Here is a 25908-nt window from a genome sequence, read left to right on the forward strand (position 1 = left end):
GCGGCTTACGTAGGTTCGAAAGCTGGTGACCGTGTATTTCTTGTATTCGGGGTAAAAGTGTTGGGGCCGCTGCCCGTAATGGGACGGTCGCTGATCATGCGGGCTGCCGCTACCCAGCGGTACACCCGCTCCATGCCCGACATATCTTCCAGGTTATAAGTGGCTTGCATATGCTTGCCGAAGTCGTCGCCGTAGAATACGGTCTTCTCGTAGTCGGGCGCATAGAGCATGTAGTTATTCTGACTTACAAAATAGAAGGCGCCCGCCGCTGCGGCCAGAGCTGCGCCGGCAAGCGCCAACCGCGTCAGCCGCCAGCGAATGACAAAGTAGAAGCCGACCGCCAACGGCAGCGCCGCCATCGACGCGCGGGTGTAAGACAGCACTACTCCCAGCAATAGCATGCCAAACGCTGCCCGCCACAGCCAGCGCCACAGCGGGCCCAAATTGGGCTGCCGGGCGGCGTATAGCGCATACGGAATCAGCATGGACAGTGTAGCCGCGTAGGCAACGTGGTTTTTATAAAAGGGGAGAAGCGCGGGGTTTATTCCATCGAAGGAAAAGCCATATCCGGCGTGCCGCGCAAAGGCGTAAAGAAATGTAATGCACGCCCCGGCAACGTGGCACGCCGCTACTCGCCACACGTCAGCGGGCCGGCGCACGACGGCCAGCGTCACGAACACGAACGGCACGATATACCAGGTCTTGGCCAGCAAGTACTTGATAGACTTAGTGGTATCGACCGAGAACAGGGTGACGACCGCGGCCCAAAGCAGGGCCTGCCCCATGATAATTACCAGCGGATGCACCCAAAACCGACTCTCTACCGTGCTACGGCCCAGGAGCATATTTACTCCAAAGCAGGCCAGCAGCACCAGCATCAGCGGCTCGGTGGGCACGTCCATGCTCAGGCCGCCGGGCAGCGGAATCTCCATAGAAAAAGCCAGCGTGAACAAGAGCACATAGTACACCCAGCGCCAATCGACCACCAGAACCGCAAGACCCAGGGCGGCCAGCGGCAAGGCCAGCCATAGCGGCGTATCAGAAACCAGTGCGCATACTCCGGCGACCAGAATGACTGTTACAAACGCCAGAAATATCCGGCGGTCGGCTTTAGAAATAGCCGAGTCGGAAGTAGAATAAGAAGGTTTGCCCTCCATAACTTAGCTTGAAACGAAAAGCATAGTTCGTTTACTGCTTTACCGGTCCACCCAAATTCAAATTGCCCCGATAAAGCTCCAAAAGGGTGATAAAAATCACGGACAGCACGAAGGTGATAAGCACCGAGGAGATGACGATAAGGGAGCGCACCGGCTTGGCTTTGCGGATAGCAGGGTAGGCCTTCTGAACGACATAAATAGACGAGATCTTGCCGCTAATAGCCAAACGAGCATCTTCGTAAGTAGCCCGCGCTGTGATAAGCCGTCTCTGTACATCTTCGAAACGAGCGTAAAGCGTGGTGACAAGATCCGCGCCTGCCAGGTAGCTCTCCAAATTGATAACATTGCCCCCCGCCGTTTCGGTGAGGCCGCGGACGGCCCGCCGCAGACCGGCTACCCGCGCGGCCGAACCGCCCCCGGCCGCTAATTCGCCCTCGGCACGGCGTAGCTCAGTCTCGGTTTCGGCAAGCTCCTTGGCCAGGTAGCGCGATTCATAGCCCGTTTCGTTTTGCGAACCCAGGCTGCCGAAGATGCCATAGCGCCGGCGGGCCTGTTGCAGACTATCGCGCACTTGCGCGTATTGCGTTTCCAAAAACTGAGTTTGGTTTTGGTAAAGGTCGATGATGCTGCCCCGGTTTTCCAGCGTCAGGCGCTGATTGATGGAGTCGATAACCTGAACCAACGCATTCGCGATGTTTGCGGCCTGTATCTTGTCTTCGTCCTGAAATGTGAGCTCAATTGCGTCGCGGTCGTTGTGAACAATCGTCAGGTTGTTATTATACTCGTCGAGCACAGCTTGATCGGCCTTTTCGGTACCGGGCTGCCCCACGCCGTAGCGCTCGTACAGGTCGAAGCGCTTGACAATCAAAGCCGCTACCGGCTGCGACTGGCCGATGGTGATGATGCGGTCCAGGTCTTCGGCCCGGCCCCCCAACTGCAGCCGGCCGCCTTCTTTTACAATGCGGTCGGGGTCGGTGGTTTCAGGATTGGTCGGATAAAAAACCGCGGTGGAGCGGTAGATGTTGGGCAGCAGCCAGGCTACTGCGGCACTTACTACCAGCGCCAGAAGAACGGCTGTCAGAACCAGATTGCGCCATCGATGTATAACGGGCCACAAACCCAAAAGCGAATAAGAACGGGATGACATAAAGTAAGTTGGAAGGCAAATTAACCCCAGAACGACTTGCTACAGGGGCCAAAACGGGGCAAAGCTACTCGAATTGCCTCAGAGTTAGTCCGTCCCTAATCACAATTGCGGCCTAAACCGATCTGCTTTCTGATTTATTGCTTAATGGGCCAGGGCCATAGACGGACCTTGGAGTGCGCAGCTACCTTTGTGTAGTTTTGTTCCTCACTCAGCCTTATCTGCATCAAACGGTTTCTCGGAAACATCAGCTTTGCCGTATTGCTCAACCTCCTGGTAAAGCCGGGATGGGTATTCGTTGAAAACCTGGTGCAGAACCAGCTCGGGCACGTAGCGTTTGGCACCTTCACGGCCTTGTCGTCGCTCACCATTATCGTGGCCACCTTCTCCGATGTGGGCCTGACGCACTACACGGTGAAGCGAGTAGCAGCTGCACCGGCCTATCTGGCCACCTATTTTCCTACTATTCTGCCCCTGCGCGCCGCCCTTAACTTTCTGGCGTTGGGCGCTTTGCTGGTGTTGGGCTGGGTGGTGGGCTACCAGGGCGGGCAGCTTACGTTGCTGGCAATTATCGGGGCGGCCTTGCTGCTCACGCAGTACGGGCAGTTTCTGCGGGGGACATTGCAGGCCCACCAGCACTTTAATACCGACGCGGTGTTATCGGTGCTGGAAAAAGTGTTGCTGCTGGGCTTGGTGCTGGCGTTGTTGCCCAGCGGCCTATCCCTTTCGGGCTACGTGTGGATGCGGTTTGCTGCTGCTGCCTTTGCCGCAGTTTTGCTGTATGGGCTCATGGTGCGCCTGTTCGGGCGGGTGCGCTACCGCTGGCACTGGGGCCACGCGCGCATGGTGCTCCGCGAAACCTTGCCCTTTGCCCTGATTACGCTGCTCTACGGGGCCAACGAGCGGGTAGATATGGTGATGCTGGAACGACTGGCCTCGCCGGCCGAGGCCAGCTACTACGCCGGTGCCTACCGCTGGGTCGATGCCGTGATGATGTACGTCTGGACCATTATGCCCTTATTTTTTGCGCGCTTTGCGGCCGTTTTGCACAGCCGGTCGGAGCAGCGCGAGCTACTCTGGTTTGGACAGCGCATTGTTACGCTGCCGTTGCTGCTGGCCTGTGCCTTCGTTTTGTTTCGGGGCGAAGTGCTATTTTGGCAGTTTACCCACAGCACCCCCGCCGAGCTGGCCCGCATGACTCTGTGCCTCAAGATATTATTCCTGAATGTGCTCGTGCATGGGTTCTTTGCCATCTACAGCTCTCTGCTCAACAGTACGCACTACGTGAAAACGGTAAGTTGGCTGGTTGCCCTGAGCCTGGCCCTCAATGTAGGCCTGAACCTGGTGCTGCTGCCCCGCTTCGGAGCCGTAGCCGCGGCCCTGAATACGCTCGGTTGCGCCGTGCTGGTGTCGGGCGGCTACGTGTGGCTGGTGCAGTACCGGGCGGGCGTGGCCGTGCCGTGGCGGCTGCTGGGGAAGCTGCTGGGGGGCTTTTTGCTGCTGTGCGCGGGTTGGTACGGTTTGCAGCAAACGCTGGCGCTGCATTGGCTGCCGGAAAGCCTGGTGGCAACCCTGGGCTTTGGGGTGCTCAGCGTGGCGCTGGGCCTGGTGCCCCTGGCCGAGCTAAAGTCGTTTCTGCGGCCCGGAGGCGGCGCAAAATTGCCCCCCAACGCTCCGTGAAGTCACTGCTACCTCCCGGCTATTTGTTCTATTGTATTTGATTTGTTTCTATGAATACCGATTTGCTGCACCAGCTAGCGCGCGTAGAGCAGTTGGCTACGGCCTCCAAGCTGCGGCGACTGCTCCGGGCGCCGGGCCGCTATTTGTACGCGGTTGGCTTTCGGCTATTGCGCTACCGCGCCACCAAAAAGGGCGTGATGAAGCAAGCCGACACTTTCTTTGGCACCCCCATGATGGTGGTGTTGCCCGCCGGCACCGACATCTACCTCACTGGCGGTAAGTCTCACGACTCGGAAATTCGCTTAGCTCGCTTCCTGATTCAGCGCCTTCAGCCCGGCGACGTATTCGCTGACGTGGGCGCGCACTTTGGGTATTTCTCGCTGCTGGCAGCTCGGTTGGTTGGCCCAAATGGGCAGGTGGTTTCCTTCGAGGCCTCAGCCACGACTCACGCCGTGCTGGCCCAAAACGTGGCTGCTTCCGCCGTAGTGCAAGCCAACCACTGCGCCGTTTCTGACCAGCAGGAAAGCATTTCCTTCTACGAGTTTCCCATTCTGTACAACGAGTTCAACTCGCTGGATGTAACTCAGTTTGAAGGGGAGCAGTGGTTCAAAGAGTTTAAGCCAACCAAAATCACCGTACCAGCCGTCACGTTTGATGCGTTTTTTGCTCGTTCCGGCCAGGTGCCTGCCATACTGAAAATAGATGTGGAAGGAGCAGAGCTAAAGGTAATTAGAGGCGCCGTAAAGCTGCTGGAGCGCGCCGCGCCGGCCGTGGTGCTGGAGTATCTGGAGCCCAAGCGACATAATACCGGGCACCAGCAAGCGGCGGCCTTGCTTCGCGAGCTAGGCTACCAGTCGCACCGCATCAGTGCGGATGGGCAGCTTATCGTCTGCGCTGACCTCGACGCCTATCTGCAAGCGGAGCAGATTGACTCCGATAATTTTGTGTTCGTGAAGTAACGCACGTTCAGGTGTAGAGACGCGTATTCGCGTCTAATCGTTGAACAATAGATACTGCACCGTTCGAGTAGTTCACCTAACCAACGACTGCGACGATTGAGACACGAATACGCGTCCCTACACTGTTCGGGCGGTTTTCGAATTAGGGTGCGCTAAATTTTGTATTCCCTTGCTTATTTCCCAAAAATGCCCCCCAGTTCCCTGCACATAGCCATAAATACCCGCTTTCTGTTGCCGGGCGACGCGCTGGAGGGCATCGGGCGCTTTACCTTCGAGACGCTGAGTCGGCTGGTGCGGCGGCATCCGGAGCACACGTTCCATTTCCTGTTCGACCGGCCCTACGACGCGCGCTATGTGTTTGCCGCCAATGTAGTGCCGCACGTATTGTCGCCGCCGGCCCGCCATCCGCTGCTTTTTGTGGCTTGGTTTGAAGGGGCCGTGGCCGCGTGGCTCCGTCGCCACCAGCCGGCCGTATTTCTGAGCACCGATGGCTTTACCACGCTTGCTACCTCTGTGCCCCGCGTAACCGTAGTGCACGATCTGGCCTTCGAGCATTTCCCGCAGGATGTCGGCTGGCTGGTGCGCCGCTATTACCACTTTTTTATGCCCCGCTTCGTGTGCGCCTCGGCGCGGGTAGTAGCCGTGTCGGAGGCAACCAAGCAGGATTTGATGCAAACCTACGGCCTCGCCCCCGACCGCATCAGGGTGATTTATAATGCGCCGGGGGACAATTTTGCCCCCCAGGCTCCTGCCGAGCAGGTTGTTACCCGGGCCAGGTTCAGCCAAAGTCAGCCCTATATTCTGTTTGTCGGGGCCTTGCAGCCGCGCAAAAACCTGGTCAATCTGCTGCGCGCTTTCGATGCCTTCAAAACCCGGACGGGCTCCGCTACACGGCTGCTCATTGTGGGGCGGCAAGCCTGGAAATCGGGCCCCATCTTCGAGGTGTACCAGCAGATGCGCCACCGCGAGGCCATCCGGCTCACCGGGCGCGTCAGCGACGCGGAACTAGTGCAGCTGTATGCCGCCGCCCGCGGCTGTGCTTATGTGCCTTACTTTGAGGGCTTTGGAATTCCCATCGTCGAGGCGCAGGCCAGCGGCTGCCCCGTTATTACATCGAACGTTAGCTCCATGCCTGAAGTAGCCGGCCCCGAAAGCGCGCTGCTGGTCAATCCTTTCGATGTGGCTGACATCTGCGAAGCCCTAGAACAGCTCGACACGAACCCTGAGCTGCGGCAGCGCCTGGTAGCGCGTGGCCTGGAAAACGTGCAGCGTTTTTCCTGGGAGCGCAGCGCCGAGCAGTTGTGGACTTGTTTAGAGGAGGTAGCGAAGCGGTGAATGGGTCTTTGCTTATTCGTATCGTTCAACTGGGGCCTCACCCCCGGCCCCCTCTCCTAAAAAGAGGGGGAGACTGACGATTCGTTCTGCCGCCCGCCTTAGGGCGGACTCTCCGCTACAAAGAAAGCGGTAGAAGTCTCAGCCTAAGCTGGGGCTTCGTAGGTTGAGCACTTGGCTCCCCCTCTTTTGGGAGAGGGGGCCGGGGGGTGAGGCCCCGCCACAACAACTAAAACGCTATGCTCACTCGCCCGCCCGCCCTTCTACACTCGTTATTTCCCGGTTGCGAATGGCAGCATCCGACGGCGGAGCGCATCTTGTACCTTACTTTCGACGACGGCCCCATTCCCGAAGAAACGCCTTGGGTTCTCGACCAACTTGCTGAATACCAAGCCAGCGCTACCTTTTTCTGCGTGGGCGACAATGTTCAACGCTACTCTAGCATCGCCCAGCGCGCTGTAGCTGAAGGCCACCGCCTCGCCAACCACACCCACCACCATCTGAGCGCCTGGGCTCACTCCCGCGCCACCTTTCTGCAGGACGTAGCCCAGTGCCAGGAAGTGCTGACGAAGCTACGCTTGCTGCCAGCTGAAAAGCAGCCCCTGTTGCGCCCGCCCTACGGTCGGCTTACCTGGCCGCTGCTGCGCCACCTGCGCCCCCAGTACCGCCTGATTATGTGGTCGGTGCTAACCCAGGACTACAACCGAAACCTGCCGGCTGAGCGTTGCCTGCGTCAATCTATTGCCGCCACGCGCCCCGGTGATATTATCGTGTTTCACGACAGCCAAAAGGCCAGCCGCAACTTGCGCTATGTGCTGCCGCGCTACCTGGCGCATTTTGCGGAGCAGGGCTTTACCTTCGCCTCTTTTTAAATGGTGAAATGGTGAGTGGTGAAATGGTGAGTTTGATTGACGTTCTCAAGGCGCATACAGTGTTACTAGTGCAGCTAGAACGTCAAACTCACCACCTCACTACTCACCACCTCACTACTCACCACCTCACTACTCACCACCTCACTACTCACCACCTCACTACTCACCATTTCACCACTTCACCACTTCACCACTTCACCACTTCATGCTGGCGCTGCTGACAGGGTATTTTGCGACTTGGTTTGGGGTAATGCTGGTTTCTACCCTGCTGTTCGCGCGGCGGCGCGGCGTCGTGCCTGCACCCTTAGCGGAGCCCCGGCCGCGAGTCAGCATCCTGATTGCCGCCCGCAATGAGGAAGCCGCTATTGGGCGCTGCCTGAGCGCTATTCGGGCGCTGGATTATCCCACTGAATTGGTGGAAGTGTTGCTTGGCGATGATGGCTCCACTGACCGCACGCGTGCCCAGGCGCAAGAGGTGATGCAGGGCTATGGGGGGCATTTTCAATGTATTTCCATTACCGATACCTTGGGGTCGGCGCGCGGCAAGGCTAATGTGCTGGCCCACCTTACCCGCGCCGCTACCACCGACTTTTTCTTCATCACCGACGCCGATATTGCCGTGCCCCGCACCTGGCTGCAGGGGCTGCTGGCGTATGTTCGGCCGGGTATCGGCACGGTTACGGGCCTCACCATTGTGCGCGGCCCCCGGCTTTTCGACCGGCTTCAGGGCCTGGATTGGCTGCTGTCGCTGAGTCTGGTGCAGGTAGTAACCGACTTGGGAAAGCCTGTGACGGCCATGGGCAACAACATGCTGGTCACCCGCGAAGCCTACGAAGCCACTGGCGGCTACGAAGCGCTGCCTTTTTCAGTAACCGAGGATTTTGAGCTGTTCAAGGCCATCGTGAAGCGCGGCTTCGGCTTCGGCAATGTATTTCGCCCCGAAGTTCTGGCCCTTTCCCTGCCTATCGCCACACCCTTGGGCTTGCTCCACCAGCGCCGTCGTTGGATGCGCGGCGTGGAGGCCTTGCCCTGGGGTCTGAAGATGGGCTTGCTCATCTACGGCAACTTTTACCTGGGCGTGCTTGCCTTGGCGTGGGTAGCCGGACCCGGCCCGGCGCTGGCTGTGCTGGGGGGCAAAATGCTGGCCCAGGGGTTATTAGCTGCCATTATCTTCCGGCGTGTTGGGCTGCGCGCGCCTGTAGAGCTGCTGCCGGCTTTCGAGCTTTATACCGTTTGGCTCACGGTGAGTCTGATCGGGTTTCGGTTGCTGGGCCGGCGCTTCGACTGGAAAGGGCGTACCTATTCGTAGGGGCGCCTTGCAGTCGCCCGTCGTTGAACGATGCCACTCGTAATTGCCTCCATCCAAGCACCCAAACAACCGGGGGTCAGCGTTTAGCTAACGACGGGCGCCTGCAAGGTGCCCCTACGCCCTACCTTTGCTTTCTTTACCACCCGCATTCCACCCCATGCACCTGACCGATTCGCACGCGCATATTTATTCCGAGCAATTCAAAGGCGACCGTGACGCCACCCTGCACCGCGCCTTCAAGGCCGGCGTCACCACCATCGTTATGCCCAACATCGACCATACCAGCGTCGATGCAATGCTCGAAACCGAGGCCCGCTTCCCGCGCCAGTGCTTCGCCATGATGGGTTTGCACCCATGCTCGGTGGGCAAGCATTTCGAGAAGGAGCTATACCAGGTGGAGGATTGGCTGGGCAAGCGTCCGTTTGCGGCGGTAGGGGAGTGCGGCCTTGATTTGCACTGGGACAAAACCTTCTTTGCCCAGCAGCAGGAAGCGTTGCGCGTCCAGATTGGGCTAGCCAAAAAGTTTAAGCTGCCCCTCGTGCTACATACCCGCGAGGCTTTCACCGAAACCGCCGACCTCATCGAGGAAGCGCAGGATGGTAGTCTGGGGGGCGTTTTTCACTGCTTTTCGGGCACGAAGGAAGAGGCGGAGCGCGCTATCAAGCTGGGCTTTAAGCTGGGAATCGGCGGCGTGGCAACATTTAAAAATGGCGGCTCCGACAAGGTCCTGCCCAATATGGCGTTAGAGCATCTGTTGCTGGAAACCGACTGCCCCTACCTGGCGCCGGTGCCTCACCGCGGTAAGCGCAACGAGCCCGGCTATCTGCCCCTGATAGCCCGGCGCGTAGCCGAGTTGCTGCACAAAGACGTGGAAGAAGTGGCCGCCGCTACCACGCGCAACGCGCAGGCCCTGTTCAACTTATAGTCCCTTCCGCTTTGTTTCCGATCGTTGATATTCAAACCGCCGCGCACGATGGCCAGGTTAGCGCTTCCATCTTGGTGCTGTACACGGGCGGCACGGTGGGCATGGCCTACAATAAGCGTGGCGAGCTGGCTCCCATGCGTTTCCGCCAGGTCAGCAAGCTGATGCCCGAGCTGCGCCACCTGCGTATGCGCGTGTCGGTGCTGAGCCTGCCGCACCCCATCGACTCGTCCAACGTGACCGTGGCCGACTGGGCGCTCATGGCTACCATCATCCGCGACCAATATGATCAATACGACGGCTTCGTGGTGCTGCACGGCACCGATACCATGGCCTACTCGGCCTCCGCGCTGAGCTATTTGCTTGAAAATCTGGCCAAGCCCGTAGTTTTTACTGGCGCGCAGGTGCCCGTAGGCCGCATCCGCACTGATGCGCGCCGCAACTTCATCACGGCCCTCGACATTGCCGCCGCCCGCCACCCCGATGGCTCGGCCCGCGTGCCCGAAGTCAGTCTGTTCTTCAACACCTTACTGTTGCGCGGCACCCGAGCCAAAAAGGTGGAAAGCCAGCATTTTGCCGCCTTCAAAAGCGAAAATTTGCCCCCCTGGTAAAGGCCGGTATCAAGCTCGACTTCAACGATGCTATTATTCGCCCCCTGCCCACAACGCCTCTGCACGTGCACACCCACCTCGACGAAAGCGTAGCCATTCTGAAGCTTTTCCCCGGCATCACCGAAAAAGTGGTGGGCGCTATTCTGGGCGTAGAAGGCCTGCGCGGCTGTATTCTCGAAACCTACGGCTCGGGCAATGCGCCCACTCAGCCTTGGTTTCTGCGCTGCATCGAAACCGCCCATGCCCGCGGTATCCATGTCCTGAACGTCAGCCAGTGCGAAGAAGGCCGGGTGGAGCAGGGCCGCTACGAAACCAGCGCTTCCCTGCTGGCCCGCGGCGTGCTCAGCGGCGACGACATCACCACTGAGGCCGCCATCACCAAGCTCATGTTTGTGCTTGGCCAGAAAAAAAGCCCCCCAGAAACCATCCGACTGCTTACCAGCAACCTGCGCGGCGAAATCACGCCAGTGTAACTTCCCCCAAGAATGGCGTCGCCCAAAGCCTAAGCTTAGCTGCGCTGTCCTTCGGTTGAAGTTACATTAGGCGCTTGGCTTGCGTTTGCGGAAAAAGGGGCGTTACTTTGCCACCGCTTTCCCATTCAGAGAGGTGTCCGAGTGGTCGAAGGAGCACGCCTGGAAAGTGTGTATGGCTCAAAAGGTCATCGTGGGTTCGAATCCCATCCTCTCTGCTAAAAACCCTGTTTACGGTTTGTAGACAGGGTTTTATTTTTCATAGATAGTTCTTGGGACAGAGTTTTTAATCCCATTGATCGTAGGATAAAATCAGCTGTAGCTTCATCGTAGCTACTTATTTTTGTTTTACCCGTTGGGCAAGTAGTTGCCAGCTCTACCTAAATAATAAAAACCCCGCATCCTCTAAGGAATGTGGGGTTTTGTGTGACTAAGGAGAGAGGAGGCTTTGTTGACAGCAGAATAAGCCTTTACGGGCTCGGAGGCTGGCTTATGCTACTGTGGGGTTACTACCGACCGATAAGGCGGCCTGTCGTAACAGTGAACCCAGCGCTGCGCAGATGATAATAGTGCGTAAAATAGTAATGCCGCTGGTAGTAGTTATCTAAATCGTTCGTGTAGCGGATGTTGAGCAGATATAGTGCCTCGCGATGATGCCATGCCAATTCTGCGCCAACTACTGTGGCCAAAAGCACATGGGGGCTACTAAATGCATTGGCGGTATTCAGTTTGGATGCCTCAAGGCACGGGGCCTTTGCAACTATGTTTAGCGCCATCCCGCCTTCTATGTGCATAGTAAGAGGACCTACCCGAAAGGCCTGTAAGTTCAGCAGTGCAGGAATCTGTATATAGTCAATCGTGTAATCCGTATCGTTGAGCACGAACCCAGGGATAGGGGTGGCCGTGAAATTGCCGCCTTGGCGTACATAGTTCAGTTCCGTCTGAAAAGATAGGGGCTTCATTAGGCGCTGGCGATATACGAGTCCGGTGGTAAACCAGTGAACGGGCAGCTTTGCATCATGCACCATGACCACGCCAGCCGAGTGCTGGTAGGTAAAGGGTGTCGTCCGCGTTTCAGCCTCACTGCCCCACATCTGATAGTAACTGTAGCCAACCCTGAATCCAATGTAGCTCGTGACATCATCCGGGACAGTTGAATAGACAGCAGTTGTGCCCCTGCTAATGAGCAGCAGCACCGTGCCGATAATCAGGTAGGGCACCTGCACGGCCGTCACGTCGATGCGGGCGGCGCTGGTGGCGTCCACCGTTTTGGGCAGCTGGCTCAGGATAAGCGCGCTGCCCAGCAGCGGGGCCAGGTAGGTGCCCAAGGAATTGAAGGCCTGCGTGAGCGTGAGGCGGGCCGAGGCCGACTTGGCCGGGCCGAGAATGGCCACGTAGGGATTGGCCGCCACCTGCAGCACCGTAATGCCCGAACGGGATGAGATGTGGACGTTTGTGGGCCCGTCGAAAGCGCAAAGTCTGGCGCTGGCTGGCCGCGGCGCGGGCCTCGCGGCGCATCGTGGCCTGGGTGCTGGGCTGCCGGGGGGCGAAACCCGCGCAGGCGTTGTGGCTTGCCTTGCCCGCTGCCTATCGGCAGCACGCAACTTACTACACTGATGAATGGGAGGCCTACGCCACGATGTTGTCCGAAGCCACGCACCACCCCAGCGTCAAAGGTAGCGGGCACACCAGCATCGTGGAGGCCATCAACTGCTCCTTGCGCCAGCGCTGCGGGGTATTGGTGCGCAAATCCTGTTCCTTCAGCAAGTGCCTGACCATGCATCAGCGGCGCATCCAGTGCTGCATTGACGCGCATAATCGCCGATTCACCACAACTTAGACCACCGCCAAGGTCCGATAAGGCCACGTGGCTGTTGCAGAATGCTTACTGGTGCTTTGGGCACCGCCTAAGCCCACCATACCTGATCTGGAAGGCTCCTTGACTCCGCTTTTTGGTTGTTCTAGGCTTACGTTGCCAGTGAATGGGCAAGCTACTGTACGGACTGCAACAGCTACGCCTGTTCACTAAGTGTTACGGCGCACTGTCACCTATTTCAATCGTTGGTGGCTGTTGCAGAACTCTCCCAACGGCTAAGAAATAGCGTAGCCTAACTACTAAACCCGTGTAACCGGCCCGTTTAGTGGCCATTTTCGTATTGCTTTGGCTCGCGGATACCTCATGGGGAGTTGTCGCACCGAGTTCTGCAACAGCCTCAAGATTGTTCCCAACAGCAAAAGGGATACCTACGCCGTGCTCATGCTTCACTTGTAGTTACCATCCGACGAATCCACCGCCAAATAAAGGCTACTGAGCAGTAGCCTATTGAGAAGCGCCAGCAACCCATGACAAAGAAACCTTCGGGAAGTGCAGCTAGCGGTGGGGGCAGTCATGAACAGCGAAATACGGGTAAGAAGGAAGAGTAGGCTAATTGGAAGCGGGACGATAAGCGACCAGTGGTTTTGGCGTTGCTGCCGCTATCGGATGCAACGGTTGTCGTTGGGCGGGCGTCAGCCGACGGGTGAACCAGTAATCTAGTGCTTAGTCAGGGGAATTAGGCACCCTAATTTTCTGGTAATGTCGGCCGAGTTTGGTGCGGGCTTTTTCGAGGGAAAACTGCCAGTTGACCGTGGCCCGGCGCTCATTTCGCTCGGCTACACAAGCGGCCACGTGGGCGGTGAGCTCGTCCTGGGTGGGGATGCGCTGGTGGAGACACTGGCGGGCAATGGCCGAGAGTTCAAGTTCGACCATGTTGAGCCAGGAGGCATTTTTGGGCGTGTAATGGAGCTCGAAGCGCGCGGCCAGGGCGCGGGCCTGCGCGGCGGGCAGGTGCTGGTAAAAGACGGCATCGGTGTGGGTGTTGAGATTATCCTGCACTAACACGATTTTCTCCGCCTGCGGGTAGGCCGCCGCCAGGCGCTGCATAAAACGGCAGTAGTCCGCCCCGGTCCGGCGGGCGGAAACCTCGACCAGGCGCTGGCCGGTTGCTGGTTCAAAAGCGGCCAGCAAACAGGCCGTGCCCTGGCGTACATAGGTGCTGCTTTCGCGCCGGGGCCGGCCGGCTTTGGCGCGCTGGCCGTCGTGGGCGGGTTGGGCCGGCACAGGCGGCAGCGGCTCGACGGGCTGGCCGTGCAACACGCAGGGCCGCTCATCGAAGCAGACAACGGGAAAGCGTGGATCGTGGGCCCGCTCGTAGACGGCCAGCACGTCTTCCATCCGCGCCACAAAGGCCGCATTCACCGCCCCCAGGCACCAGTGCTGCTGGCGGTGAGGCTGCAATTCGTTTTTGAGCACCTGCGCCACTGTTTCGTGGGAAATGGTTTCCACCAGGGCCAGTTCCACGGCTTTGTCGGCCAGCAAACGCAGGGTCCAGCGGCTGTGCCCCACCGGGGCCTGGGTGCAGGCCAGGGCCGTGATAGCGGCCCGGTCTGCCCCGTCGAAACGCCGCGGGCCGCCGCTCCGTGGCGCTTCACTGAGGGCGGCTTGCCAGCCGCCTTCTTCGTAGCGGCGGCGGAGCTGACTCACCGCCTGTCGGCTTAAGCCCACGGCTTGGCCGGCGGCCTGCTGGCCGATACCGGTGGCCAGCGCCAGCAGGGCCTGGGCGCGACGCACCGCCCGTACCGACCGGCGACCAGTGCGCGTAAAATTTTCGAGGGCGGCTTGGTCAGCAGCCGGCAGGGGAAAGGGAGTGATTGGACGGGCCATAGATTCCCAACGCTAACCCGCTTGTTTTGTTAACCAATCCCCCTGACTAAGCACTAGCCCAGCGTGGCCGTGAGCCACCGAAACAACCCCTGGTACACCCGCCCCCGTACGGGTTGGCGCGATAGCATCAGGTCGTGCATCCCGCCCGCAACGGCGTAGACCGTGACGCGTGGCCCAGCCGGGGGGCCAGAGTGCGGATGTCGCGCACGTTCAGCACCCCGTCGGCGCGGAAGTATTCCTCGCTCCAGCCAGGGGCCTGCACCGTCTGGTCGGCGTGCAGCACTAGCACGGGCAGCGCGAGGGCGAGGCCGCGCCGGATGCGCCGGTGGCCAGCGTGAATGGCGCGCAGCCACCCGGTGGTGATGGGAAACACCACCACGGGCTTCCAGGGCAGATGGTAATCCCACTCGCCCCGGTGCTGCTGGTGCAGGCTGGCGCCGTAGTGGGTGGGCAGGGTACCGGGAATTTTCAGGTTGGGCGCGAACCGGCCCACGGTGGCGGCCAGCGGAATGCCCAGATGCTTGCTCACCCAGTCTTGGTGCATGGCTAGAAAGGGGCTGTTGAGAAACAGCGCCGATATAGCCGACCGGTTTTGCCCTTCCTGCGCGTAGAGGGCCGCCACGAGGCCGCCGGTGGAGTGGCCGCTGAGCAGAACAGTGGTGTGGCCTTCGGCCCGCAGCACGGCCAGCGCCGCGTCCAGGTCAGCGTAGTATTCGCGCAGGTCACGCACGTTGTTGGGCCGCTGGTGGGGGAGCCAGGAGCGACCGTATTTGCGCAGGTCGAGGGCGTAAAAACCGTAGCCGTGCTGCTGGTAGCGCAGGGCCATTTCCCGCTGAAAAAAGTAATCGTTGAAGCCGTGCACGTACAGCACCGCCTTGGTAGCGGGGCCCGTGGGCCGGAGCCGGACGAGCGTGCTCTGCACCGCACCTTCGTAGTCGGCCGGCTGCGGCAACACGCGCTGCTCGAAGTCGGGGCCCAGGATATCGGGTTGATAGGAAGAGGAAACAGCCATAAACATTGCAAACTAATTCGGCACCGTTAGGCGGCGACAGCGCACCTTCGCGGAGAATTATGGTATAAATCTATGCGTTAAAAAGCCCCCCGGCCCAAACCTACCGGCGTCGGCACCACTAGGCTGCGCGGGACCTTGCGAGGGATTCCTTTTGGAAGCGGCTGGAAATTGTATAACTCCTAAGCTGAATTCTGTAGAACTCTCCATTGGCAGTCTCCGTAATTTTGTAGGCACCTTAGGGAAAGTCCCTTTTAACTCCGCGTGAAACGCTTCGCTAGCCTGTTTCTGCTCTTTAGCTACCTGCTGTCCAGCCCTGGGCTGGTGTACAGCATGCACTTCTGTGGGCAGGCCCTGACGGCGGTGACCGTGGCGGACGATGCCGACAAGCACTGCTGCTGCCAGGACACGGGCACGCCCGACTGCGGCTGCTGCCACGACCAGAAGGTAGTCAGTGCGACCAAAGACCTCCAGCTCACGGCTACGCACTTTCTGCTGCAGGCGCCCGACGTGGCCCCGGCGCCCGCCGTGGTACAACTCGTGTGGCAGCTTAGCCAGCTCGCCTACCCGGCTGATGAGCCCGCCAGCTGTCTGCTGGCCCACGCGGCCCCGCCGCCCGAGTGCCCCGCCTACGTGCGCGGGCACGCCTTTCTGATTTAGCTCTGGGATGATGCTCGTCTCCCCCGGCCAGTCGGCCGGGGGGCTTTGGTGCGTGCTGCTGCTTCCAGCGGCGCGCACCTGCGACAAGCCAACCGGGCCGCCGATGTCCCCGCTCGGGGTTTCCGGCGCCCGGACGCTTTCCAACTTCTTGCTGCTAATCAGCTATGATTGAGCGACTCATTTCCCTTTCCCTGCGGAACCGCTACCTCGTGCTGCTGCTGGCCGCCGGGTTGTTTGCCTGGGGCGCCTTCTCGGTGCGCGAGAGCAAAATCGACGCCATCCCCGACCTGTCCGAAAACCAGGTTATCGTCTTCACCGAGTGGATGGGCCGGAGCCCCCAAATCATGGAAGACCAGGTCACCTATCCGCTGGTGACCAACATGCAGGGCCTGCCCAAGGTGAAGTCCGTGCGCGGCACGTCCATGTTCGGCATGAGCTTCGTGTTCCTGATTTTCGAGGACGACGCCGACATCTACTGGGCCCGCGAGCGGGTGCTGGAGCGTCTTAATTACGCCCAGCGCCTGCTGCCCACCGGCGTCACGCCTACCCTGGGCCCCGACGGTACGGGCGTGGGCCACGTGCTCTGGTACACGCTTAAGGCCCCCGGCCTGGATTTGGGCGAGCAGCGGGCCCTGCAGGACTGGTACGTGAAGTTCGGCCTGCAAAACGTGCCGGGCGTGAGCGAGGTGGCCAGCTTCGGCGGCTTCCAGAAGCAGTACCAGGTGACGGTGGACCCCACCAAGATGACCTACTACGGCATCACGCTGCCGCAGGTGCTGGCCGCCGTGCGCAGCAACAACAACGAGGCCGGCGGGCGCAAGTTCGAGCAGTCGGGCGTGGGCTACATCATCAAAACGACGGGCTACATCCAGGACATAGCCACGCTCGAAAACGTGCCGGTCATCACCCAGGGCACCACGCCGGTGCGCATCAAGGATGTGGCCACGGTGCAGATGACGGGCGAAAGCCGCCTCGGCATCATGGACCTCAACGGCGAGGGCGAGGCCGTGGGCGGCATCGTGGTGATGCGCTACGGTGAAAACGCCGACGCCATGATAACCCGGGTGAAGGCCAAGATGGAGCAAATCCGCGCCGGGCTGCCGCCGGGCGTCTCGTTTCAGCTGGTGTACGACCGCAGCGGGCTGATTCAGGATTCAGTGGATTCCATCAAGCACACGCTCATTGAGGAAATGGTGGTGGTGTCGCTGGTCGTGCTGCTGTTCCTCTTTCACTGGCGCAGCGCGCTGAGCATCCTGATTCAGATTCCCATTACCATCGCCACGAGCTTCATCCTGCTCAACGCCTTTGATATCTCTTCCAACATTATGTCGCTCACCGGCATTGCCCTGGCCATCGGCGTCATCGTTGACAACGGCATCGTGATGACCGAAAACGCCTACCGCAACCTGGCCGAGTACCAGGCCGGGGAGAATGCGGACGGCCCGCCGAACGCCGGCCCCTCGCCGCCTAGCGCCCTGCCCACCGCATCCGCGCCTGCTCCTTCCACCTCAACCCCCGTTTCCCATGGATAACCAAAAGCGGCTCGACATCATCGAGTCCTCCAGCAAGCAGGTGTCGCGGGGAATCTTCTTCTCGACCATCATCATCGTGACTTCCTTTTTACCGGTGTTTCTGCTCACCGGGCAGGAGGGCAAGCTCTTCCACCCGCTGGCCTGGACCAAGAGCTTTATTCTGATTATAGACGCCATTCTGGCCGTGACGCTGGCCCCGGTGCTGATTTCCTTTTTTAAAGGGCAAGTTTAAAACCGAGGACCAGAACCCGCTCAACCGCTTCCTGGAGCGCGTGTACTCCCCCATGCTGCACTGGGTGATGCGCTGGCGCAAAACCACCATTGCCATCAACGTGCTGGCTTTGCTCGTCAGCATTCCGCTGGTGCTGAGCCTGGGCACCGAGTTCATGCCGCCGCTCAACGAGGGCTCCATCCTGTTCATGCCCATGGCCCAGCCCGACGTATCGAACACGGAGATGAAGCGCATCCTGCAGGTGCAGGACAAGATTATCAAGCAGGTGCCGGAGGTGCTGAGCGTGCTCGGCAAGGCCGGCCGGGCCAGCTCGGCCACCGACAACTCGCCCATCAACATGATTGAAACCATCATTCTGCTCAAGCCCCGCGAGCAGTGGCGCGCGGGCATGACCAAGGCCAGGCTGATTGAGGAGATGAATGGCAAACTCCAGATTCCGGGCGTGGTGAATGGCTGGACCCAGCCCATCATCAACCGCATCAACATGCTGAGCACCGGCATCCGCACCGACGTGGGCGTGAAGGTGTACGGCCAGAACCTGAACACCATCAACGACGTGGCCAACCAGGTGAACGCCGCCCTCAAGGGCGTGCCTGGCGTGGAAGACCTGTACGTGGAGCCCGTGACGGGCGGCAAGTACCTGGAAATCGACATGAATCGCCCCGAGCTGGCCCGCTACGGCCTCACCGTGGATCAGGTGAATGAGGTGGTGGAGTCGGCCATCGGCGGGGCCCCCATCGCCAGCACCGTGGAGGGCCGGCGGCGCTTTGCCATCAACGTGCGCCTGGCCCAGGACTACCGCAACAGCTTGGCCGATATCAAGCGCATTCCCATCCAGACGGCCAACTACGGGCCGGTGCCGCTGTCGGCCGTGACCACCATCCGCTACGCCGAAGGCCCGCCCATGATAAGCTCGGAAAACGCCCAGTTGCGCGGCGCGGTGCTCTTCAACGTGCGGGGCCGCGACCTGGGCAGCACCGTGGACGCCGCCATGCAAAAGCTGCAAAGCGTGGAAAGCAAGCTGCCCCAGGGCTACTATCTGGAGTGGAGCGGGCAGTACGAAAACCTGATTAGCTCGCAACGCACGCTCAAGCTGATTCTGCCGCTGGTGCTGGTGGTGATTTTCGGCGCGCTGTACTTCGCGTTTCACTCCGTGCGCGAGGCGTTTATGAGCCTCATCACCATTCCCTTCGCCCTGATTGGCGGGGCCTACATGGTGTATTTCTACGGCGTGAACCTGTCGGTGGCGGTGGCCGTGGGCTTCATTGCCCTGTTCGGGCTGGCCGTGGAAACGGGCGTCATCATGGTCATTTATTTGAATGACGCCATGCAGAAGCTGGTGGCGCTGAAGGGCAACTCTCGGGAAACCATCACGAAGGAAGACCTGCAGGAAGCCGTGTTTCACGGCGCGGCCAAGCGCCTGCGGCCCAAGCTGATGACCGTTTCGGTGTCGTTGTTCGGCCTGGTGCCGGTGCTCTGGGCCACCGGCACGGGCTCCGACGTGATGCTGCCCATCGTGCTGCCCATGATAGGCGGGGTGTTCACCTCGGCCACCCATATTTTGCTCGTCACGCCGCTCATCTTCCTGTACACTAAGGAATATGAGCTGCGCAAATTCGGAAAAATAGATGTCCTTGAAGTCTCCCACTAATCCCCGGACGGGGCCTTGGCTCCCTCCCTTTTGCTTCATGAAAAACTGGCTTAGTATCTCCCTCTCCTCCCTGCTTTTGCTCGTTGCCGGCGGGCCGACCGCCCACGGCCAGACGATGAGCAAGGAAATGCACATGGCGCCCCCCGACGGCCCCGTGCTGCCGCTCGATTCGGTCCTGCAAATTATAGAGCGCCGCAACCCGGCCGTGCAGCGGTACACCTACCAGGCGCGGGCCAAGGAAGCGGCGGTGGCCGGCTACAACAGCTGGGAAGCGCCCAAAGTCAGCGCCGGGTACTGGATGACGCCCTACAACCAGCGGCCCATCAAGGAGCTGAACAACGGGCAGGGCGAAGGCATGCAGATGGTGTCCGTGGAGCAGATGCTGCCCAACCCGGCCAAGCAGCGTGCCCGCCGGGAGTACCTCAGCAGCCAGGCGGCCGTGGTGCAGGCTGACCAGCAAAACACCGTGGTGCAGCTGCGGGCGCAAGCCAAAACCCTGTATGTGGAGCAGGCCGTGCTCACCAAAAAGCTGGCCGTGCTGGACGAGAACGAGGAACTGCTGCGCTTCCTCATCAAGCTGGCCGAGGCGCGCTACCCCTACAACCTGGCCACGCTGCCCAACATCTACGACGCTAAGGCCCGGCTGGAAATGCACCTCAACGACCACCGGCAGGCCGCGGCCCGCGCCACGCAAAACCTGATTGCGCTCAACACGCTCATGAACCGGCCGCGCAGCGCAGCCTTTGCCGTGGACACCGCCGTGCTCACTTCCCCACCCCCGCCCTGGCGCCGTTGGATACGGCCGCACTGGCCGGCCGGCGCAGCGACATCCGCAGCCTGGACCGGGCCCTGACCACCGTGCGCCTGAGCCAGAACCTGGAAGCGAGCCGCCGCCGGCCCGACTTCGGGGTTCGCTACGACCACATGCGCGGGCTGGGCCGGACCCCCAACCAGTTTACCGTGATGGGCATGGTTTCCATTCCGCTGGCCCCGTGGGCCGCCCGCGAATACAAGGCCAACACGGCGGCGTTGGGCTTCGAGGCCCAGGCCCTGCGCAAGCAGCGCGAGGACGTGCTCAACGAAGCCAGCGGCCGGCTGGCGGGCTTGCAAACCGACCTGACGCTTCGGCGCGAGCAGACCCGGGCCTTCGAGCGCCAAATACTGCCGGCCCTGCGCCGCAGCTACCAAGCCACCATGCTGGCCTATGAGCAGAACACCGGGCAGCTCTTCCAGGTGCTCGAAGCCTGGACCACCCTCAAGCGGACCCGGCTGGAATACCTGGACAACCTCCAACAGCAACTCACTCAGCAAATAGCGTATGAAAAAGAGCTGGAACAATAGCCCGCTGCGGGCCCGGCTCGTGCTGGCTGCTTTGCCGCTGGCCATGCTGCTGGGCGCCTGCGGAGCGGACAAAAAGCCGGCAGACGCCACCGGCAAGATGGAGGCCCCGGCCGCCGACGCGCACAACCACGAAACGGCTGGCGACCTCTACACCTGCCCCATGCACCCGCAAATCATCCGGGACCAGGCCGGTGACTGCCCCATCTGCGGCATGAACCTCGTGAAAAAGCTCAAGGCGGGCGGCACCCAGGCCCCGGCCAGCGCCAGCCTGCAGAACCTGCTCCGCTCCCCCGACGCCACGGTGGTCTCCACCCAGGCCACCGTGTACCCCACCACCGGCGCGCCCAACCTCACGCTGACGCTGACCGGCCGGGTGGAATACGACACGCGCCGCGCCGAGGTCATTGCCGCCCGCTTCGGGGGCCGCATCGAAAAGCTGCTCCTCCGCTACAACTACCAGCCCGTAACCAAGGGCCAGAAGCTGCTGGAGCTCTACAGCCCCGAGCTGGTGACGGCCCAGCAGGAGCTGATTTTCATTCTCACCCACGACGCCGAAAACCAAACCTTGCTGCGGGGTGCGCGCCAGAAGCTGCGCCTGCTAGGCCTGACCGACGCGCAAATCAACCGCACCATCGCCACCCGCAAACCCGAGTATAAGGTGGCCATTTATAGCCCCTACACCGGCTACGTGGTCGAGCAGCCCGCCCAGCCCGGTGCGGCCCTGCCGCCGCCACCCGCCCCGGCTGGGGGCAGCATGGGCAGCAGCGGCGACGCTATGGGCGGCGGCGCTCCCGCGGCGAGTAGTATGCCAGCCGCCACTTCGACCATGCCAGTCGAAGCCGGGCTCACCCTGACCGAAGGCGCTTACGTCACGGCCGGCCAGACCCTGTTTCGGGTGGTGAACACCAAGCAGGTGTGGGGCGTGTTCGAGCCCCGGCCCGACGAGCTGGCCGCCCTGCAGGTGGGCCAAACCATCCGGTTGCTGCCCGAAAATAACCCGGCCCGCGCCCGAACCGCCCGCATCGACCTAATAGAGCCCTTCTTCCGCGAAGGCGCCCGCACCGGGGCCGTGCGGGTGCACTTAAGCAATGCCAATGGCCAGCTGCGCAGCGGCGCTCTGCTCACCGGCACCGTGAACCTGCCGGCCGCGGGCGGGCTGTGGCTGCCCCGGGCCGCGGTGGTGGACTTGGGCAACCGCGAGGTGGCCTTCGTGCGCCGCAACGACGCCTTCCAGGCCGTGCCGGTACAAACCGGCCGGCGCAGCGCCGACCGGGTACAAATCCTGCAAGGGCTGAGCGAGCAGGACGCCGTGGCCACCAACGCCCAATTTCTGGTCGACAGTGAAGGATTTGTGCAAACCGCTCGAACGACGACGCCCACCCAGCCCCAAACATCGAACCCCTCCAAGACCGATTACCGTGATGAATAAGCCTCATAACCTGCTCACCCGCTGGACCCGAGCCCCCCTGCTGGCCTTGGCCCTGCTGGTAGGCCTGCTCGCCTTCGGGGTCGGCGCGTGCCAGAAAGCCCCGCCCGAGGAAGCTCACGCCCACGACGGCGCCAGCACTTACTACACCTGCCCCATGCACCCGCAAATTGTGCGTGACGAGCCGGGCAAATGTCCTATCTGCACTATGGATTTGGTGAAAGCCACCAAGCAAGCGGCTCCTGCTAAATCCGCGGCGGCCACAGCCACCACGTCGGCGGCGCTTACGCATTACACCTGCCCCATGCACCCCCAAATCAGCCGCGAAGAGGCCGGCAAATGTCCGATTTGCAGCATGGACCTGGTGAAAGCGACCAAAGCCGCGCCCCCGGCAGCAACTCCGGCCGGGGAAGCCGCTGCCGCCCCGGAAGTGATGCTGAGCGAGCAGCAGCGGCAACTGGCCAACATTCGGGTGGCCGCCCTCGGCGCCGTCAGTAGCGGCGCTGGCAGCAGCACCGTGCTCACGGGCACCATCACCACCAACGCCAACCAGACCCGCACGGTCAGCAGCCGGGTGGCTGGGCGCGTGGAGCGACTGTTTGTGCGCCAGACGGGCGAGTCCATCCGCGCGGGAGCCCCACTGGTATCCATTTACAGCGAACAGTTGCAGGCCTTGCAGCACGAATACCTGCTCAGCCTGGCCCAGCTACGGGCCGTGGGTACGAGCGTGAACCAGTACGGACGCCTAGTGGCCAGCGCCCGCCAGAAGCTGCGCCTGCTCGGCATGACGGACGGGCAGCTCCGCACCCTAGCCGCCACGGGCCGCCCCACTTCCTCGCTGACCTTTTACAGCCCGCAAGCAGGGCTGGTGCAGGCCGTGGGCGTGACGGAAGGCCAGTACGTAGGCGAGGGCGCGCTGCTTGTGTCGCTCACCAACCTTTCCTCGGTGTGGGTGGAAGCCCAGCTTTACCCCGGGGAAGTGGCCGGCATCCAGCTGGGCCAGTCGGTGCAGGTGCAGGTCGCCGGCCTCCCCGATACCTACCCTGGCAAGGTGGTCTTTCTCAGCCCCGAGTTGCAAGCCAACAGCAAGGTAACGCTGCTGCGCGTGCAGCTGGCCAATCCCGGCGGGCGCCTACAGCCCGGCATGCAGGCCAACGTGCGCCTGGCTGCTAGCCGGGGTACGACGCCCCAAACGCTGACCCTGCCCCAAAACGCGTTGCTGCGCGACAGCCGCGGCAGCTACGTCTGGCAGCAGGTGGATGCCGCCGGTCGCTTCCGTCGCCTCAAAGTCACCACGGGCGCCGAAACCGACGAAACCGTGGCCATCACCGGAGGCGTGGCCGCGGGGGCGCAGGTGGTGGTCAGCGGGGCTTACCTGCTGGAAAGCGAATACGCTCTCTACCAAGGCACCGTCCCCATGGCTGGCATGGAACCCAACATGCCGGGCATGGACATGCAGAAAAAGCCAACCCCGCCCCCCGGCGCCGGCCATGGATCCCAACATGAAGATGTAGTCAACGGGCTGCTCGCACTTATTAAGTATTACCATCACCCTGCCCCCCATGACCCATGCCCAAGTACAATCCATCAAAGTAATCCAACCGCTGGCAACCTTTGCTTTGGTGAAACGGTACAAGCCGTGTCCTGTGCTGTATTTGGCTAGCTTCGCCGCACCATGCGCCTGATGTTCCTGTTTTTCGCCTTTTACTTCGCCTGCCTGTCGACCATGACGTGTACGGACGATGTAGCGGTGTGCCAGGACCAGATGCAAACCACAGTGGTCGCCAGCTCGCACAGCGACTGCGGCAGCGACGTGCTAGGCGATTGGTGCTCGCCGCTGTGCCACTGCTGTGGCGGGGTCGTCATCTCGCTGGTCCACCCGGGGCCGACGGAGTACCCCCGCTTGGTTGAGTGGGCCAATGCGGCAAGGCACGGCCGGTTGATTGTGGCCGCTCCCACGCGGGTAGCCGGAGCCGTATGGCAGCCGCCGCAGGCCTAACCCTTCCCTCTTTTTCCTGCTGACCACCCTCACTGGGTCGCTCGCCACCTCATGTGCTGGGCCTTTTGGCGCACGTCGCTGAATCGGTCTAGGTCCCCGCCGTTCCCGCTCCCGCAGCCGGAACCGCCGGGCTGCTGACCCTGGCTCTAGTGGCCTGGGGCAGCTACTCGCTGAAGCATTTACCCATTGACGCGGTGCCCGATATCACCACCAACCAGGTGGTGGTGTATACCGTGGCGCCCTCGCTGGCCGCCAGCGACATCGAGCGCCTCGTCTCGTTTCCGGTGGAGCAGAGCGTGGCCACCATCCCCGACCTTGAGGAAGTGCGCTCTTTTTCTCGCTTCGGCCTGTCGGTGATCACCATCGTCTTCAAGGACCACGTGGACATCTACTGGGGCCGCCAGCAGATTACCGAGCGCCTGCAGGAGGCACAGAACCAGATTCCCGCGGGAGTCGGGAGTCGGGCGGCCCACGCTGGTCCCGGTGAGCACCGGCCTGGGCGAGATTTATCAGTACGTGCTGCGCCCCGCGCCCGGCTACGAGAAGCAACACGACGCCCGCGAGCTGCGCACCATGCAGGACTGGATAGTGCGCCGGCAACTGCTGGGCATGCCCGGCGTGGCCGACGTCAGCTCTTTCGGCGGCCTGCTTAAGCAGTATGAAGTGGCCCTCGACCCTTCCCGGCTGCGCTCCCTGGGCGTGAGTGTGGACGAGGTGTACCAGGCCGTGTCGCGCAACAACCAGAACACGGGCGGAGCCTATCTGGACGTCAACCCCCAATCCTACTTTATCCGCACCGAAGGCCTGGCCGCCACGGCCGCCGCCCTGCGCACCCTCGACGGCGGCTTTGTGGAACTGGCTGGCAGTTGGGATACGCGGGAAAAGGAACGCGCTCTGACTCTTAACAGTGGCCCCATCTGGCGCGTGAGCGACAACCTGCAACTGGACTTCGGCCTCAACTACCCCCTGACGGCCGACACCGAAACCACGTATTTTTTCGGCCTTAGCTTTCGGCGCTGATAGCACCGCTACCGAACGCTGGCCCGCCGCCCGCCGTTTACTCTCCTCCCTAAGCGAACATTCCTATCTTTGCCCCGATGAAACGCCTTTTGCTTTTATTCCTGAGCCTGCACCTGTTGGCCGTAAGCTGCCTGCCGGGCGGCAACGTGCAGGAGCTGTCGGAAGCTTCGGCGCTGTGGCAGCACCACGACCAGGACCACGCGGCCAGCGGCTTGGCGAACTTCTTCTACGACCATTTCCTGGCCGACAACCACGCCCACGATGGGGACAATGGGGCCAATGAGCACCAGTCGCTGCCCTTTCACCACGTTCACGATTACGCGGCCCCGGCCGTGTACCTGCCGCCGGTAGCCGCGCGGTGGGCGCTGTCGGTTCCGGGATGGTCCGCGCTCAGCGCTAGCCGTCCGTTGCCCGCCGTGCTGGCCACCCATCCGGGCATGGCCCGTGCCTGCTGGCAGCCTCCCCAGGCCTGAATCAACCCCCGCTTTTCTGGGTAACGCCTCCCCCTGGTCCTTCTGCTGCGGGGAAGCTGGCCGGGGCGCGGGCGCATTGTTGATTCAGCCAAACTTTTCATGCTTGATTCCATCATTCGCTTCTCTATCGGCCACAAGCTGCTGATAGGGCTGCTGACCCTGGCCCTCGCGGTCTGGGGCGGCTACTCGGTGGCGCACCTGCCCATCGATGTCGTGCCCGACATTACCAACAACCAAGTGCAGGTCATCTCCAAACCCCCTCGCTGGGGGCACCTGGGCCTGCAGTACCGCCTTGTGCTTAGCTTGTTTAGAGGTAGAGCTACTTAATTTCTTAGGCGTTAGCTCTCAGATGAGAGCTAACGCCGCACCCGCCGACCAGTTTTAGGCTGTTTTCGCGAACATAGCC

Annotated in this window: 24 protein-coding genes, 1 tRNA gene and 3 pseudogenes; 23 read left to right on the forward strand and 5 right to left on the reverse strand. The window is 61.3% G+C overall.

Features of this window, described 5'->3' with window-relative positions:
- Positions 1 to 5: 5 nt before the first annotated feature.
- A complete protein-coding gene (locus MKZ35_RS05395; RefSeq protein WP_482512172.1) occupies positions 6 to 1157 on the reverse strand; it encodes an O-antigen ligase family protein in 1152 nt (383 codons plus the stop codon).
- Between the two features lie 31 nt (positions 1158 to 1188).
- Entirely contained in the window at positions 1189 to 2304 is a 1116-nt protein-coding gene (locus MKZ35_RS05400) for a GumC domain-containing protein (protein WP_482512173.1), read from the reverse strand.
- 258 nt (positions 2305 to 2562) lie between these two features.
- Between MKZ35_RS05400 and MKZ35_RS05405 the strand changes: the two genes are divergently transcribed.
- The 10 genes from MKZ35_RS05405 to MKZ35_RS05450 all read left to right on the forward strand — a co-directional run bounded on the left by MKZ35_RS05405 (position 2563) and on the right by MKZ35_RS05450 (position 10674).
- Positions 2563 to 3981 (forward strand): oligosaccharide flippase family protein, encoded by a 1419-nt coding sequence (locus MKZ35_RS05405; protein WP_482512174.1) that lies wholly within the window; start codon positions 2563 to 2565, stop codon positions 3979 to 3981.
- Positions 3982 to 4031: 50 nt separating this feature from the next.
- The gene (locus MKZ35_RS05410; RefSeq protein ID WP_482512175.1) at positions 4032 to 4940 is read left to right on the forward strand and encodes an FkbM family methyltransferase; all 909 of its coding nucleotides are present in this window, start codon (positions 4032 to 4034) and stop codon (positions 4938 to 4940) included.
- 186 nt (positions 4941 to 5126) lie between these two features.
- Complete coding sequence (locus MKZ35_RS05415) at positions 5127 to 6275, forward strand: glycosyltransferase family 4 protein (protein ID WP_482512176.1); 1149 nt, start codon at positions 5127 to 5129, stop codon at positions 6273 to 6275.
- Between the two features lie 236 nt (positions 6276 to 6511).
- Positions 6512 to 7144 (forward strand): polysaccharide deacetylase family protein, encoded by a 633-nt coding sequence (locus MKZ35_RS05420; RefSeq protein ID WP_482512177.1) that lies wholly within the window; start codon positions 6512 to 6514, stop codon positions 7142 to 7144.
- Between the two features lie 68 nt (positions 7145 to 7212).
- Entirely contained in the window at positions 7213 to 7365 is a 153-nt protein-coding gene (locus MKZ35_RS05425) for a hypothetical protein (protein ID WP_482512178.1), read from the forward strand.
- Positions 7350 to 8453, forward strand: a complete 1104-nt coding sequence (locus tag MKZ35_RS05430; RefSeq protein ID WP_482512179.1) for a glycosyltransferase — start codon at positions 7350 to 7352, stop codon at positions 8451 to 8453. Before MKZ35_RS05425 ends, MKZ35_RS05430 begins: the two co-directional genes overlap by 16 nt.
- Positions 8454 to 8610: 157 nt before the next feature.
- On the forward strand, positions 8611 to 9378 hold the full coding sequence (locus MKZ35_RS05435; RefSeq protein ID WP_482512275.1) for a TatD family hydrolase: 768 nt from the start codon (positions 8611 to 8613) through the stop codon (positions 9376 to 9378).
- 11 nt (positions 9379 to 9389) lie between these two features.
- Positions 9390 to 9986 (forward strand): asparaginase domain-containing protein, encoded by a 597-nt coding sequence (locus MKZ35_RS05440; RefSeq protein ID WP_482512180.1) that lies wholly within the window; start codon positions 9390 to 9392, stop codon positions 9984 to 9986.
- A gap of 65 nt (positions 9987 to 10051) precedes the next feature.
- Positions 10052 to 10459 carry a hypothetical protein gene (locus MKZ35_RS05445; RefSeq protein WP_482512182.1) on the forward strand — a complete coding sequence of 136 codons (408 nt, stop codon included), beginning with the start codon at positions 10052 to 10054 and terminating at the stop codon, positions 10457 to 10459.
- Between the two features lie 127 nt (positions 10460 to 10586).
- Positions 10587 to 10674, forward strand: a tRNA-Ser gene (locus tag MKZ35_RS05450).
- Positions 10675 to 10965: 291 nt separating this feature from the next.
- Here the strand turns inward: MKZ35_RS05450 and MKZ35_RS05455 are convergent.
- Positions 10966 to 11868, reverse strand: a complete 903-nt coding sequence (locus MKZ35_RS05455; RefSeq protein WP_482512184.1) for an outer membrane beta-barrel protein — start codon at positions 11866 to 11868, stop codon at positions 10966 to 10968.
- A 41-nt stretch (positions 11869 to 11909) separates the two neighbouring features.
- Between MKZ35_RS05455 and MKZ35_RS05460 the strand changes: the two genes are divergently transcribed.
- Entirely contained in the window at positions 11910 to 12296 is a 387-nt protein-coding gene (locus tag MKZ35_RS05460) for an IS1 family transposase (RefSeq protein WP_482512185.1), read from the forward strand.
- 699 nt (positions 12297 to 12995) lie between these two features.
- On the opposite strand, the gene MKZ35_RS05465 is transcribed toward MKZ35_RS05460, so the two are convergent.
- Both MKZ35_RS05465 and MKZ35_RS05470 read right to left on the reverse strand, forming a co-directional pair.
- Positions 12996 to 14159, reverse strand: coding sequence for an IS630 family transposase (locus MKZ35_RS05465; RefSeq protein ID WP_482511613.1), 1164 nt, complete (start codon positions 14157 to 14159; stop codon positions 12996 to 12998).
- Between the two features lie 127 nt (positions 14160 to 14286).
- Positions 14287 to 15171 (reverse strand): alpha/beta hydrolase, encoded by an 885-nt coding sequence (locus tag MKZ35_RS05470; RefSeq protein ID WP_482512186.1) that lies wholly within the window; start codon positions 15169 to 15171, stop codon positions 14287 to 14289.
- 261 nt (positions 15172 to 15432) lie between these two features.
- On the opposite strand from MKZ35_RS05470, the gene MKZ35_RS05475 reads away from it, so the two are divergent.
- The 12 genes and pseudogenes from MKZ35_RS05475 to MKZ35_RS05530 all read left to right on the forward strand — a co-directional run.
- Positions 15433 to 15828 (forward strand): HYC_CC_PP family protein, encoded by a 396-nt coding sequence (locus MKZ35_RS05475; RefSeq protein WP_482512187.1) that lies wholly within the window; start codon positions 15433 to 15435, stop codon positions 15826 to 15828.
- A gap of 7 nt (positions 15829 to 15835) precedes the next feature.
- Positions 15836 to 16000, forward strand: a complete 165-nt coding sequence (locus MKZ35_RS05480) for a hypothetical protein (RefSeq protein ID WP_482512188.1) — start codon at positions 15836 to 15838, stop codon at positions 15998 to 16000.
- Complete coding sequence (locus tag MKZ35_RS05485) at positions 15993 to 17360, forward strand: efflux RND transporter permease subunit (protein ID WP_482512189.1); 1368 nt, start codon at positions 15993 to 15995, stop codon at positions 17358 to 17360. Before MKZ35_RS05480 ends, MKZ35_RS05485 begins: the two co-directional genes overlap by 8 nt.
- Positions 17353 to 19243, forward strand: a pseudogene (locus MKZ35_RS05490) (efflux RND transporter permease subunit). The gene MKZ35_RS05485 and the pseudogene MKZ35_RS05490 overlap by 8 nt, the downstream one beginning before the upstream one ends.
- 37 nt (positions 19244 to 19280) lie before the next feature.
- Positions 19281 to 20096 (forward strand): TolC family protein, encoded by an 816-nt coding sequence (locus MKZ35_RS05495; protein ID WP_482512190.1) that lies wholly within the window; start codon positions 19281 to 19283, stop codon positions 20094 to 20096.
- Positions 20036 to 20584 carry a TolC family protein gene (locus MKZ35_RS05500; RefSeq protein WP_482512191.1) on the forward strand — a complete coding sequence of 183 codons (549 nt, stop codon included), beginning with the start codon at positions 20036 to 20038 and terminating at the stop codon, positions 20582 to 20584. The genes MKZ35_RS05495 and MKZ35_RS05500 overlap by 61 nt, the downstream gene beginning before the upstream one ends.
- Entirely contained in the window at positions 20562 to 22013 is a 1452-nt protein-coding gene (locus tag MKZ35_RS05505; protein ID WP_482512193.1) for a heavy metal-binding domain-containing protein, read from the forward strand. The genes MKZ35_RS05500 and MKZ35_RS05505 overlap by 23 nt, the downstream gene beginning before the upstream one ends.
- Entirely contained in the window at positions 22006 to 23673 is a 1668-nt protein-coding gene (locus MKZ35_RS05510) for an efflux RND transporter periplasmic adaptor subunit (RefSeq protein ID WP_482512194.1), read from the forward strand. The genes MKZ35_RS05505 and MKZ35_RS05510 overlap by 8 nt, the downstream gene beginning before the upstream one ends.
- A 63-nt stretch (positions 23674 to 23736) precedes the next feature.
- Positions 23737 to 24009 carry a hypothetical protein gene (locus MKZ35_RS05515; RefSeq protein WP_482512195.1) on the forward strand — a complete coding sequence of 91 codons (273 nt, stop codon included), beginning with the start codon at positions 23737 to 23739 and terminating at the stop codon, positions 24007 to 24009.
- Positions 24010 to 24140: 131 nt separating this feature from the next.
- A pseudogene (locus tag MKZ35_RS05520) lies at positions 24141 to 24831 on the forward strand (efflux RND transporter permease subunit); the annotation flags it as partial.
- A 275-nt stretch (positions 24832 to 25106) separates the two neighbouring features.
- Positions 25107 to 25502 carry a hypothetical protein gene (locus MKZ35_RS05525; RefSeq protein ID WP_482512196.1) on the forward strand — a complete coding sequence of 132 codons (396 nt, stop codon included), beginning with the start codon at positions 25107 to 25109 and terminating at the stop codon, positions 25500 to 25502.
- 99 nt (positions 25503 to 25601) lie between these two features.
- A pseudogene (locus MKZ35_RS05530) lies at positions 25602 to 25763 on the forward strand (efflux RND transporter permease subunit); the annotation flags it as partial.
- Positions 25764 to 25908 lie beyond the last annotated feature (145 nt).

This window comes from Hymenobacter sp. R533113 (genome assembly GCF_056835965.1).